Below are 12,860 nucleotides of genomic sequence, written 5' to 3'. Positions count from 1 at the left end.
CGGCAACTCTCTTTGCGTGCACAATGATCTTGATCTCCACGTCATCGGTTTTTCTCATGGACGAATATTAATTGTTGCTTGTATATTAGAGGCTTTCCGGCAAAATGTCAATGATTTTAATGAAACTTTTTTAGCTAATGTTTTGAAGTTACCAAAAATCAGCGCCCGTTTTGGATGAACATCCGTTAGAAAACGTTGATATAGCAAGGATAAAGGGATGCTGATTATTTGGATAAATGCTGATTCAATTACGTTAAAAAATAAAATGTTTTTTTGAACTTAACAACATTTAATGATTCTGAGAATTAAATGAGAATTTAAGTAAAAACAACTAGCTTTTAGAGTGGGGAAGTGGTAAGACTAATGGTGAGAGAAATAGGGGAAGTGATTGCATGCAACGTCAATTAAGACCGACACAGGGTCAATTTAGGAATCAGGTTCAAGACGCGTTACATAAAAAGCGAGTCGATGAGATTAAGCTAATCGGTGATTTTGCGACCATCGCGAACTTTATCATGTACGTTTCATATATTGGCCTCAATTGTCAAGTTAAGTGCAACACTAATGGCCTATTCTTATAATTGGTCTAGAAAGTTAAACCAGTTGTGGCATAACATCCGCTGGACAACTATAGCTTAAACAGCGGCGGGGACGGTGATTCAGCGTGTCTTGAACCAACTGCAGATCCACTAATGAGAGGTTTTTAAAGGAATGCCCCTTTGGGAAGAACTCTCTTAATTGACCATTCACATTCTCATTAGTGCCCCGTTCCCAGGGAGAATATGGATGGGCAAAGTGGATTTCCGTTCCTTGAACCTGATTTAAACTAGCGAATTCCGAGCCGTTGTCAAACGTGATCGTCCGAAAGTTTTCTGCACCGTAATCATCAATCGTATCTTGGAGGGCTTGCCGGCAAGCCTCTGCCCGGTAATCAGGCAATTTAACGATAATTTCCATCCGGCTAACTCGCTCGGTTAACGTCATTAAAGCTGGTTCGGACTCAACCCGTTTGGCTTTCACTAAGTCGCCTTCCCAATGGCCCAACTCCTGACGTTTCCGAATCACTGCGGGCCGGTCTTCAATGGACTGTCCAAGCCGTTTTTTATTCAGACGGGCATGTCGGTGATTCGGGCGTTTAACGCGGCGACGTAGCTTCATGGGTAAATCATAGTTGTGAAGCTCCGGGAGCTTGCCAGCCTCGATATACCGATAGACCGTAGCCGTTGATGGGCAGGGAAAGCCCGGGTAATGAGCTTTGAAATAGTGGACATACGTATCGACACTGAAAACTCGTGGCTTAGCTTTTAAAGCTTTCGGCAGGGACTTGAAGAACACGGCAGCCCGCTGCAGTAAACCTTTGGGGTGACACTTGGCCCGCTGTTCTCGATAGTAAGCCGCCCCGCGCTCGGCAAAGTAGCCCTGATATGACCAAAGATCAGCTCCTAAAAGATGGGTTTAAAGTGCTCCATAACTGTTAGATTTCTTGTCTAACAGTTATGGAGCACTTTAGGTTCCCTGTGCTTTTTTATTTGTTCAAAAACAGCAACCGTAATTTGTTTTTTCCCAGTACTATAGCTAACTTAAATGTACTTTTCATTAGCCAACGTTAAAATTCGTCTTATACTAAAATCTAATTGTTTAAACGTGATAATCAATGTGATATTATTGTTATATGCCAACAAAGGTTGTCAACAATGTTTAAATTGTTCGTATACTATCAAAAATGGAGGAATTGGTGTTGAAAACAAATCGCTATGTTGTTGCGTTTGCAGGTGTCATGTTTCATTTAATGATTGGTTCCGTTTATGCTTGGAGTGTTTTTACTAATCCAATTGCAAAACAAAATGGTTGGGCAGAATCCTCAGTCGCTCTTGCATTTAGTATCGCTATTTTCTTCTTGGGAATGTCAGCCGCCTTTATGGGCAAAGTCGTTGAAAAAATAGGCCCTAGACTAACGGGAACTATTGCTAGCTTTCTTTACGGAACTGGAACCATTATGACTGGTTGGGCTATCCATCAAAATTCAATTTGGCTATTATATCTCTCATATGGTGTCATAGGCGGCTTAGGACTGGGAGCAGGATACGTTACCCCTGTATCAACAATTATTAAATGGTTTCCAGACAAACGCGGTTTAGCAACGGGGTTAGCTATTATGGGATTTGGTTTTGCAGCAATGCTGACTGGTCCTGTTGCTCAACAGCTAATGGCTAGTGTTGGTCTTGAACAAACATTCTATCTCTTAGGAACATTTTATTTTGTTATTATGCTGCTCGCTGCACAGTTTATTGTTCGTCCAAATCTGGCACTATCAAGCACTACTGAAAATAGCATTTCTCAAAAAAGGGGAACACGTCTAACCCGAGGACCGGAGCTAACAGCTAACCAAGCCCTCAAAACTAGATCCTTCACTTTTCTTTGGATAATGTTCTTTATCAATATTACATGCGGGATCGGCCTTGTCTCAGCTGCATCCCCCATGGCTCAAAGTATGACCGGCATGTCTGTCCAAACAGCCGCAATTATGGTTGGAATCATAGGCCTTTTCAATGGCTTTGGACGTTTGATATGGGCAGCTTTGTCTGATTATATCGGGCGCCCTGCTACTTTCAGTGCCATTTTTATTCTCGATATTGTAATGCTTTCAGCCATGCTCATCTTCAAATTACCGCTCCTATTTGCCATTGCATTATGCTTGGTGATGTCTTGTTATGGAGCAGGATTTTCTGTCATCCCAGCCTACTTAGGTGATGTCTTTGGTACTAAAGAATTAGGAGCTATTCATGGATATGTACTGACAGCATGGGCTGCTGCCGGAGTTGTTGGACCATTACTATTATCATTAACACATCAACTGTTCCACAATTATACTTTGACATTAGCTGCCTTTATTTTGATTGATCTATTGGCACTGCTAATCTCATTCTGGATACAACGAGATTTCATTAAAGCCAGCAAATTAATAAAAAGCAAATCATAAAAAACTACTTTAAAGCGCATTAAATTATTAAAAACTAAGACAAAATTGCATAAAAAAGAGTCTAAAACAGCATGAGCCGTAAAGTGCAACACAAAAGTTAGACAAAATTGAATATTTTTAAACTGCTAAGGCATGTTCCCTGTATTCGCAGGGAGTCATGCCTTTTGTTTTCTGTGATATTCGTCGATTGTTAAACCAATCGACGTAATTCTTTGTGATTTCCTTGAATTCTCCAATATCTTTACATTGTGGAAATCCATTAAGACATTCTGTTTTAAGAAGATGAAAGAGTGCTGCTTCTTCAGCAAGCTCAACGCAATCAGCTGCTAGCCATGCTTCAAGTTCTGCTGCAACCACTAGTCAAGCTTCATCAAGTGCTACTAGCTCAGCTGCATCATCAACAGCTTCAACAACCTCAACGACTTCAACACAGACGACTCAACAAACGACCACGACACAATCATCAGCTCAGACTAGTCAAACTCAAGCTCAACCGAGCCAAGCTAGCCAGACCCAATCAAGTCAAACACAAACTAGCAAACCTGCTGCTCAGACTACAACTCAAACGTCTAGTTCAACATCAAACTATAGCAACAATGGTTCTGATAGTGCTGCTAAGGCTTGGATTGCTGGTAAAGAATCTGGTGGTTCATATTCTGCTCGTAACGGTCAATACTTCGGTAAGTACCAATTAAGTGCTTCATACTTAAACGGTGACTACTCCGCTGCCAACCAAGAACGTGTTGCTAACAGTTATGTTGCTTCACGTTATGGTTCATGGAGCAACGCCAAGAGTCACTGGCTTGCTAATGGCTGGTACTAAAAAGCCACTTTAAATTAATAAATAAATGCAAAGATTGCGGATCATTTCTGATTCGCAATCTTTTTTTCTACTATTAAATCCGTGCTGAAGCACGTGTGTCCCCCCACCAATACCCATTACAAAGTTACTCAGTTGCTAAGTGACTTTATAATGGGCCTTAGAGCATGCTGACAACCCGTTATTTAGATATGCGATATGCTTATTCTAGCAACCGCTTTAAGACGGACACGATCCAGACCTGCTAGTTGTCTCCCCCAATCGACGACCCGCTCTCCCAACCAAAATACCACATGTTTTTATTTAACAATTCACCAACCTTAACGGAGAAAATCCAACTAATTTCCTGACTAAGTACAGTCCCGAACCCCCGACAGTTTGACGACTAGTCCACAACGACAACCACATACCATTCAGCTATGGCGTAATACTAACCCAGTAACGTTTTAGTAGCGATCGTCATGGGCTACTTTTGGCATAAACCTACTATAGTAATACTTAATTAATCGACGCCTTCGTTAACCGACCACAATTGACTACACGATGCGCAACTTCTATCAATTATCTGCTTTACCGAAAAATAATTAGTCAGTACCACGTCTCCACGCAATAAAATGACTAGTTAAGTGTCACTGTAATCAGACCTCCCGACAAATTAACCCGTCAAAATTCACTAGTTAAGAAATTCAGAACGGTGCCTTACTATGCCCACGAGGACCAACGACTGTATCTAGTTCAAAATCGCCGATGCGATTACGTTGATTAATCATCATGGGACGCTGTTCAATTGATCGCCCCAAAGATTGATTATATTTGGATCGTTGGTCAACGTTACGCCGTTGGCGTACGCCATGTTCAGGTAGATCATTCAAGGAGAAACCAATTCTCCCCTGATTTAGCCAATTATAAATAGATTTAGTAGCTAGTTTAAATTCGTGAGCAATCATTCCTGGTGACCAGCTTAGACGTAAATGGTTGAGAATTTTTTGCTTTAACTCATCGCTCAGCTTAGTTTTCCGACCACATCGTGATCGGTTCAGCCGAATGCCCATTTGGATATTGGACAGCCCTAGCTCATAAAAGGTTTCGATTTTAATTCGTTCGGAATAGGTTATACTAGACAAAAGATCAGCTCCTAAAAGATGGGTTTGTGGTAAACACCATTTTAAAGGAAGCTGATCTTTTTTGTCCAAACAGCGTTCGGATTAATTTTACAATCTACCTTACTTGATGTTTTCACAGAATCCGTGTATTCTCTTATTTAAAGTAAAACCTATTTTTATTTTACTCGTTTAAAAGTACTTAGTACTTTTATTAATTGAAAGGAACTTGCATTTATTATGGATAACACGCAACAACGCCCCACGTTCATCTTCTTAATTATTGGCACGGCTTGGTTATTTGATGCCATGGACGTCGGGTTGCTATCATTTATTATGCCCATCGTCCATCAGCAATGGGCACTATCTAATTCACAAACCGGCCTGATTAGTTCAGTCAGCACCATTGGCATGGTCTGTGGTGGATTTTACTTTGGCCACTTAGCCGATCGGATTGGCCGCAAGAATACCTTGATCGCCACCTTGCTGACATTCTCAATCGGCAACCTGATTTTGGCCATCTCACCAGGTTTTTACACATTTTTAGGCATTCGCTTCTTCGTTGGCATGGGGCTTGGCGGGGAATTACCGGTTGCGGCCACCTACATTGCCGACATTTACAGGGGGACTAAACGTTCGCAGATGCTAATTCTGGCAGATAGTTTTTGGGCCCTCGGCTGGTTGGTGGCGTCATTTTTATCATTTCTACTAACGCCGGTTCTAGGATGGCGGGGAATTCTTGTGGTAACCGCAATCGCCGGTGTTTTCGCAATTGTATTACGAAAACACATTCATGAAACAGCACCGAAGAGCACCGGAACTCAACACTGGCTTGTTAGTCTGAAAACCACTTTTAAACCCTGGACACTGATGCTTTGGCTTGCTTGGTTTATGGTGATGTTCAGTTACTACGGTATGTTCATGTGGTTACCAAGTATCATGGTTGATAAGGGCTATGGTATCGTGAACAGCTTTGGTTACACCACGATCATCGTCGTTGCCCAATTACCGGGGTACCTCTGCGCATCGTGGTTAGCCAAGCGCATTCGGGTCAAGTACGTCTTTGCCATTTATATGTTGGGAACGGCCTTTGGCGCCATCATGTTTGGCCAATCAGCGTCAGCCCTTCTCATCGTGATTTCTGGCTGTGTCCTTTCCTTCTTTAACTTAGGGGCATACGGGGCCATTATCGCATTGACGCCGGAACTCTATGCTCACAATATTCGGGGAACCATGACCGGCATGGCGCAAGGAATTGGCCGCATCGGCGCAATCTTTGGCCCCCTCTTAATTGGGGTCTTAATGGATCACCAAATTAGTATTAGTATTATCTTCGTCATTTTTATGGTTTCACTGTTGATCGGTTCGATTGCCGTTTTGGCATTGCCCAGCGCTGATCAGCAACCTAACGGGGAGGTCAACCAATGAATCCCATCGTCTTAAAGGAAAAAATCAGCGAATTTTTGAAAGAAGATTTAGGTTTCGGGGATCTCAGTGTCGCGTTTCTGCCAGGCGGAACCCCCCTATCTGGATCATTTATCGCCAAGCAGAGTGGCATTATTTGCGGTCAAGAAATTCCCCAGGCAACTTATGACTTACTGGGTCACGCAACCTATAAACCACGAATTCCGGACGGCGCTCCGGTTAAGGCCGGCGACATCATTGGCACAGTTTCCGGGACAGCCCAAACCCTACTATCTGGTGAACGGGTCACCCTTAACTTAATTCAGCGAATGAGCGGGATTGCCACCCAGACGACACACTTCGTCAAGCTATTGGACGATGCGACCATTCGAATTACGGATACTCGTAAAACTGCTCCCGGCTTGCGATTATTTGATAAGTACGCCGTCAGCGTTGGCGGCGGCTTCAATCACCGTTTTGACCTAACTGGCGGGATTATGTTAAAGGACAACCATATTGCCTTAGCGGGCGGGGTGACCCAGGCGCTTGCGGCCGTTAAACGGCATGTCGGCCCCCTCACCCCAGTTGAGGTCGAAGTGGAAACCGAAGAAGAACTTCGCCAAGCCGTTGCTGGCGGTGCCAATGTCATCATGTTTGATAATCAGAACCCTGAAACGATCAAGCAGTGGCGCCAGCTCGTCCCAAAAACGATTAAGGTCGAAAAAAAAAAAAGGGGGGGCCCCCCCCCCAAAAAAAAACCCCCCCAACCGCCCCCCCCCCCCCCCCCCCTCCTTTTTCCAAACAAAAAAACCCCCCCCCCCCCCCCAAAAAAAATTTTTTGGTGCCCCCCCCCGAAAAAAAAAACCCCAAAAAGGGGGCCCCCCCCCAAAAAAAAAAAAAAAAAAAAAAACCCCCCCCCCAAAAAAACCTTGACCGGCCTTTTCTTTTTTTTAAAATTTATCAAAAACCCCCCCCCCATTGCTCATAAACTGGAAGTTTGTCAAATGGTGTCGAAGGATAGTTTCTATCCTTTGGAGATCTCCTCGTGTGGGAGATCTTTTTTGTTGTTTTATTAGTTGCGGCGTTTAATCTGGTGTGTTGTCTGAATATCGTACTTGAAGGCATAAGAAATAAGCCTACCATCGTGACGTTATTGTGGTAGATAATCTAGGCAATCAGCTGGTAGACGCGTGTGAACATATTGGCCTGATTGGAGAAGCCATAACAAGCACGTTTGAGCTCCCTGATCATACGGTTGATGCCCTCTATCGGTCCGTTAGAGTAGGACGATTTGGCGGCGTTAATTACTCCATTAAGATTCTTTCGTAGGGTATGCATGGCCGTATCTAGGGGCGTGCCGTTAGGCTGATAGTTAGTGATGATATTCTTGAGTTCATCAGCGTGACGCCCCATCAAAGCATCGTGGAGATCGATGTAGGTTTCATAAGCTGTTTTGAAGGCCGGAAACGTATCGGTTCCAATATCAATAGCGTTCTGTTCGGTCGAGTACTCATTCAGGCCGAAGAGGTAGCGGCTCTTTTGTATGTCAGGGTTGGCCTTGTGGAATAGGCGCCATAGTGATTTCAGTACTTTATATTTCCGCGAATGCTTGTCGAGTTGCTTAAAACATTGAGTGCGAATGGTATCCATCGTCCGGCCCATTAATTGAATAATGTGGAACCGATCAATAATGAGTTCGGCGTTAGGGAATAGTTCGTGCACGAATGCCTGATAGGAGGCGTTCATGTCCATGATGACGCGTTGAACCGCGGCCCGTTCTGCGGTGCTGTACTGACTAAGAAAGAACTGTTTGATGGTTCTATTAAGGCGGTCGCTAAGTACTTTAACTGATTTGTGAGTGTCGGCGTCAATGCAAATAAACGACATGGAGCCGTGCGTGGAACGGAATTCATCAAAGCATAGATTAATCGGTAACCGGCGGCTCGCGTGTGGATGAATATTAGCCGTCAAAATACGCTGAACTGAGTTTGTCGAAATACCGGTGAGACTGGCGATAGTCTTAGCCGGGAGTGATTTACTGGCTAGCTTCAGCACATGAGTCGCTAGTCCGTGACCGATGGCGTGGTTGGTTGATACCACTGGAGTGGTGGCCGTACAAGTGCTATGGCAGTTACTACAACGCCAGCGTTGCTTGTTTAGCTCTAGAATTACGGGCCGGTCCATGGGTCCTGCAATGTGGACATGAGTGAGCTTATGTCCGTTAGGGGGCAACCCACAGCTGTGCTGCTCTACCTTATTCTAACGGCTGTCTTGAAGGCTTCAATCGCAAAATCAAACAAATCGAACGAACAGCTTTTGGCTATTCCAATTTTACCAATCTCTTAACCAGAATTCGTTTGGAAGAAGATCTGTACAAAGAAAAAGAACCAAACAGCCTTTTAATGGCTGCTTGATTCTCTTCATTTACTCATTATCAACAGGAGTTGACAAAGAGCCGAAATACTTTCCAACACCAAAAATTCTAGACCTTTTAAAAAAAAAGGGGGGGGGGGGGGGGTGGCGGGGAAAAAAAAAGGGGGGGGGGGGGGGGGGGGGGGGGGGGGTAAAAAAACGGGGGGGAAAAAAAAAAAAAAAAAGGGGAAAAAAAGGGGGGGGGGGGAAAAAAAAAGGGGGGGAAAATTTTGGAAGGGAATTTGGCCTTCATTTCCAATGAAATAAGATTGATGGTTTCATGAGCCTCAGCGGCATACAATGTTGCCCCTAAAATAAGGTGTGTTTTTTGATCAACGCTTACCTTATAAAGCCCGCGTTGATCCTCCAAGACACGGGCCTTTGGAATCGCCTTGACTGATAGCTTGAAGGTTTGTAAATCATAACCTGCACTCTTAGCTTGACGTTCATTTAAGCCGACGTTAGCCAGTGGTGGATTTAGGAACGAAGCAGTCGGTATCACCATTCGATCGGCCGTTGAGCGATCCCCCTTATCAAACAATTGATCTACAATAATACGAAAATCATCCAATGAGACATAAGTGAACATAGGACCGCCATTAACGTCGCCCAAAGCCCAAACGTTTTGTACTGTGGTCCTTAAATGATCATCGACCTGAATAGCACCACGACTGGTTAAAGCAATATCGGTATTTTCTAGCCCTAAACTATTTATATTAGGCCGTCGACCGACTGCAACCAATACCGCATCAAATTTCGCAGTGTTACTTTGATCACCTTGTTGATAATATAATGTAACCTTCTCACCATTATCTTTTACTTGAGTTAGTTGAGTCGCCGATTTAATCTCGATCCCTGCGTCAGTCAGATCTGCTACGACCTCGGTCGCAATATCAGGATCTTCGCGCTCTAACAATCTGGTATGTTGGTCGAAAATCGTTACATGCGTACCAAAGGAATTAAACATTCCAGCAAATTCAAGGCCAATATAACCGCCACCAATAATTGCTAGTCGTTTCGGTTGTTTCTCCAATTCCATAGCTTCTTTAGACGTAAAAATCCGCTGACCGAATTCTAACCCTGGGATTGATGGCCAATTTGAAACCGCTCCAGTATTAATGAAGATGCGTTCACCTCTCACCTTCTTAGTTGTTCCATCACTCATTTCGACTGCCAAAACATGATTGTCGATAAAACGTGCTGACCCATCCCAAATTGTTGCTAGTGGCTCATCAGCCACCATGTGATAGTTTTTGTCTCGCAACTGTCTAGTCATCTCACCACGCTTATTAACTGCCGTAGTAAAGTCTAAGCCACGTTGACCATTTAAAATTAAATTTTTAGATGGTAGGCAGCCAACATTGATGCAAGTCCCTCCATACATTTGTTTTGACCGTTCGATCAGAAGCACGGGCTCATCATGCTGCGCCAAGTACTTAGCTAATGTCTTACCCGCCTTACCAAATCCAATAATAATATTTTTAAATTTATCCATTGTTTTACCCGCCTTTTACTAGTCATTTGTTATTGCACTTATTATAAGTAAGTAAAGTGTCAAAAGCAATTTATATGCTCAACTACCTATTTATCTGACTTGACTTTATAGTCATCATTTTACCACAGCTTTCCCTCTAGTAGCTGATTTTATGACCTTCTTTACTTTTATAATCGTACTGTCTGGTAGGGTTTGCGCCCGCTCTTGGACCGCCCTACTGGACGCTTGTTATTTCCCATTGCAGCAGTATTATTAGCCTTGCTTGCTGACCTTGCTAGTGTTGTAGCTTTCCTTTGCTGTCAAGAGCGGTTTTATTGCTCTTGGTTGATTTTTAATTTCCCTGCTTAATCCATTATACAAGTGAATTAAGTGTTGACCAAGCACAATAAAAATTAAGTCATGGGGTTTCATAGGATCCTAAATTTGATCAAATTAAGAATCAGCAAAACATCTTTTGTAGATACCCTTTTTTTTAATTCTTGGAGTTTTTCAAGCTTACGCTGATGAAGAGTGATGAGATGATCAAGTTGTTTAAAGAACGACCCGATTTTGATTTGCTCATCTTTTTCGACTGGTATCATAATATCCTTTGTCAGCAAATCAGCCTTAGTCATTCCTTTAATTGATGTACCTTGAATATTGTTCAATTCTTTTTGAAGTAGCTTATAAATTGAATACAATCCAAATTGCTCGTCAACATGTAACTCACTCAATGATAGAAAATCTTGTGATGTCGCAAATTCTTGTTTCATAAGGGTTAGCTTACCTACACCAACTCGAGTAACTATTGCAATTGAATTAGCAGGAATAAGTTTTGCGGCAGAATTTTTGATGGCATTATCTGTAATAAATTTATCCAAATTTACCTCTTGAACATCATCAACTGTGAGATTTGAACTTTGAATCCACGGAATATTTCCGTCCCAGTATTCTGTAACTGCCGTTTTTGGTGTCCCACCACCATAAGTTGTTTTCGAAAAATCAGACAACTTACGCTGTTCCCAAGCGTCAGCAAACCCTGCAAATCTTAATTGCGGGAACTTGCTGCCATTTTCGGCGGCTAGTAACTTAGCTGCTTCGTAAGGTGTCGGGAACTCAATCGCCCGTTTAACCTGATTAAATTCGGTATCAGTTAAAGGGTGTCCCTGCAATTTAGCATAGTTATTGTTATTTAATTTATCACGAAAATTAGCCCATAATTGATCCGGCGTCGCACCATACAGGTCTTTGCGTTCCACCCATTGATTACTTCCGGTCGTTAAGGTTTTAACAACTTCTTTTTCAAATGCCAGTTCCAACATAAAAACATTCCTTCTCCCACCTTTAAATTACTCACTAGTTTATTATACGCGAACAGATTAGCGTTTAGGTTTCATAATTTGTTAATAGGATAGATTGTAAAATTAATCCGAACGCTGTTCGGACAAAAAAGATCAGCTCCTAAAAGATGGGTTTAAAGTGCTCCATAATTGTTAGACAAGAAATCTAACAGTTATGGAGCACTTTTTCTATGGTCAAATATAGTTCAGAATTAAAAGCAGAAGTCGTTAGTGAATATCTTCAAGGTGACATTAGTATCAGTCTTCTTTCAAAGAAACGTAACTTGCCTCGAATACAAGTAGGTAGATGGATACAAAACTTTCGTTTGAGCGGCGCAGACGCTCTTAAACGAAGAAGAGTTAAACGAAGTTTCTCAGTTGAGTTTAAAGTTGATGTGATAAACTACTATCAAACTCATGATGAAACTTTAGCCGAAGTATCCGCAAAATTTGATGTTAATTCTTGTCAAATCAGTCTTTGGAGGACAGCCTTCAATGAGTATGGTATAGAAGCCTTGAAGCCTCATCCGAAAGGCAGAAAAACCAAAGTGAAACATAATAAGAAGAAATTACGTAAGTTAGTAAACAAGAACGAAATCGATCAACTTCGTGAAGAATTGACGAAAAAGAATCAAGAATTATATGATGCAAAATTGGAGAACGAAATCTTAAAAAAATCAATGACCCTGTTCGGAACCTCAAAGGACGAAAGAAAACACAAATAGTTGATCAGATCAGGGTCGAACAAGAGTCTCTTCCGAAATCTAACCGGTATAAAGTCGGCGATATTCTTAAGACCATTGGACTTAAGAAAGCGACTTATCATGATGAACGTAAACGTATCAAAGATTATGTAGATAAGTATGAAGATGTAAAAGTAGAGATACTAAAAATTGCCGAAAGCGGAAGATATCGCGGACGTCTAACCTACGGTTATCGTCGCGTTCAAGAAGAGCTCATTAAATTAGATATCCATCTATCAGACGCCGTAGTGCGTCGTTTGATGGATGAATTAAATGTTCAAGTAAGCCTTTATAACCGCCACAGAAATGGTAGATATTCATCTTATAAAGGTACAGTTGGAAAAGTGGCCCGTAACGTTCTACATCAGCATTTTAATGAAACCGTACCTTTCAAAGTATTACATACCGATGTTACACAAGTACGCTTGGCCGATACTAAGTGGGCTTACGTTTCAGCTATTACTGACGAAGCAAGCAAGGAAGTTTTAGCATTTCAAGTAAGTAATAGTCCTAACAGTAAACTAATTATGGATACACTCGATGAACTCACAGAAAATATTCCGGAAGGAATAAAACCAATAATTCAT

Annotated in this window: 7 protein-coding genes and 7 pseudogenes; 7 read left to right on the top strand and 7 right to left on the bottom strand. The window is 42.2% G+C overall.

The window, feature by feature from the left end:
* Window positions 1–594: 594 nt before the first annotated feature.
* A pseudogene (locus AADV52_RS07705) lies at window positions 595–1,428 on the bottom strand (IS30 family transposase); the annotation flags it as partial.
* 310 nt (window positions 1,429–1,738) lie between these two features.
* On the opposite strand from AADV52_RS07705, the gene AADV52_RS07700 reads away from it, so the two are divergent.
* Window positions 1,739–2,980, top strand: a complete 1,242-nt coding sequence (locus AADV52_RS07700; protein WP_014919540.1) for an L-lactate MFS transporter — start codon at window positions 1,739–1,741, stop codon at window positions 2,978–2,980.
* Window positions 2,981–3,097: 117 nt separating this feature from the next.
* Here the strand turns inward: AADV52_RS07700 and AADV52_RS07695 are convergent, their stop codons facing one another.
* Entirely contained in the window at window positions 3,098–3,337 is a 240-nt protein-coding gene (locus tag AADV52_RS07695) for an integrase core domain-containing protein (RefSeq protein WP_014919539.1), read from the bottom strand.
* A gap of 46 nt (window positions 3,338–3,383) precedes the next feature.
* Between AADV52_RS07695 and AADV52_RS07690 the strand changes: the two are divergent.
* Window positions 3,384–3,803: pseudogene (locus tag AADV52_RS07690) on the top strand (LysM domain-containing protein); the annotation flags it as partial.
* A gap of 692 nt (window positions 3,804–4,495) precedes the next feature.
* Here AADV52_RS07690 and AADV52_RS07685 read toward each other — a convergent pair.
* A pseudogene (locus tag AADV52_RS07685) lies at window positions 4,496–4,924 on the bottom strand (IS30 family transposase); the annotation flags it as partial.
* A gap of 216 nt (window positions 4,925–5,140) precedes the next feature.
* On the opposite strand from AADV52_RS07685, the gene AADV52_RS07680 reads away from it, so the two are divergent.
* Together AADV52_RS07680 and nadC are read left to right on the top strand one after the other, a co-directional pair.
* Window positions 5,141–6,328: an MFS transporter gene (locus AADV52_RS07680; protein ID WP_057962186.1), complete on the top strand. Its 1,188-nt coding sequence runs from the start codon at window positions 5,141–5,143 to the stop codon at window positions 6,326–6,328.
* Window positions 6,325–7,380: a carboxylating nicotinate-nucleotide diphosphorylase gene (gene nadC, locus AADV52_RS07675; RefSeq protein WP_409044990.1), complete on the top strand. Its 1,056-nt coding sequence runs from the start codon at window positions 6,325–6,327 to the stop codon at window positions 7,378–7,380. Before AADV52_RS07680 ends, nadC begins: the two co-directional genes overlap by 4 nt.
* A 91-nt stretch (window positions 7,381–7,471) precedes the next feature.
* On the opposite strand, the pseudogene AADV52_RS07670 reads toward nadC, so the two are convergent.
* Window positions 7,472–8,545 (bottom strand): annotated as a pseudogene (locus tag AADV52_RS07670) (ISL3 family transposase); the annotation flags it as partial.
* A 2-nt stretch (window positions 8,546–8,547) separates the two neighbouring features.
* Here AADV52_RS07670 and AADV52_RS07665 point away from each other — a divergent pair.
* Window positions 8,548–8,718 (top strand): annotated as a pseudogene (locus AADV52_RS07665) (transposase); the annotation flags it as partial.
* Window positions 8,719–8,795: 77 nt separating this feature from the next.
* On the opposite strand, the gene AADV52_RS07660 reads toward AADV52_RS07665, so the two are convergent.
* The 3 genes and pseudogenes from AADV52_RS07660 to AADV52_RS07650 form a co-directional block, all read right to left on the bottom strand.
* Window positions 8,796–10,211, bottom strand: a complete 1,416-nt coding sequence (locus tag AADV52_RS07660; RefSeq protein ID WP_409044989.1) for an FAD-dependent oxidoreductase — start codon at window positions 10,209–10,211, stop codon at window positions 8,796–8,798.
* Window positions 10,212–10,618: 407 nt separating this feature from the next.
* The gene (locus tag AADV52_RS07655; protein ID WP_230856772.1) at window positions 10,619–11,200 is read right to left on the bottom strand and encodes a restriction endonuclease subunit S; all 582 of its coding nucleotides are present in this window, start codon (window positions 11,198–11,200) and stop codon (window positions 10,619–10,621) included.
* Between the two features lie 57 nt (window positions 11,201–11,257).
* Window positions 11,258–11,512, bottom strand: a pseudogene (locus AADV52_RS07650) (type I restriction endonuclease subunit R); the annotation flags it as partial.
* A 209-nt stretch (window positions 11,513–11,721) separates the two neighbouring features.
* Between AADV52_RS07650 and AADV52_RS07645 the strand changes: the two are divergent.
* Together AADV52_RS07645 and AADV52_RS07640 are read left to right on the top strand one after the other, a co-directional pair.
* Complete coding sequence (locus AADV52_RS07645) at window positions 11,722–12,255, top strand: helix-turn-helix domain-containing protein (RefSeq protein ID WP_014919533.1); 534 nt, start codon at window positions 11,722–11,724, stop codon at window positions 12,253–12,255.
* Window positions 12,183–12,857, top strand: a pseudogene (locus AADV52_RS07640) (IS3 family transposase); the annotation flags it as partial. The gene AADV52_RS07645 and the pseudogene AADV52_RS07640, both read left to right, overlap by 73 nt.
* Between the last annotated feature and the right edge of the window lie 3 nt (window positions 12,858–12,860).

It is taken from the genome of Lactobacillus helveticus (genome assembly GCF_046109915.1).
In the GTDB taxonomy this organism is placed as follows: domain Bacteria; phylum Bacillota; class Bacilli; order Lactobacillales; family Lactobacillaceae; genus Lactobacillus; species Lactobacillus helveticus.
The sequence above is the reverse complement of the archived record's forward strand: the minus strand, read 5'-3'. Positions and strand labels throughout refer to the sequence as shown.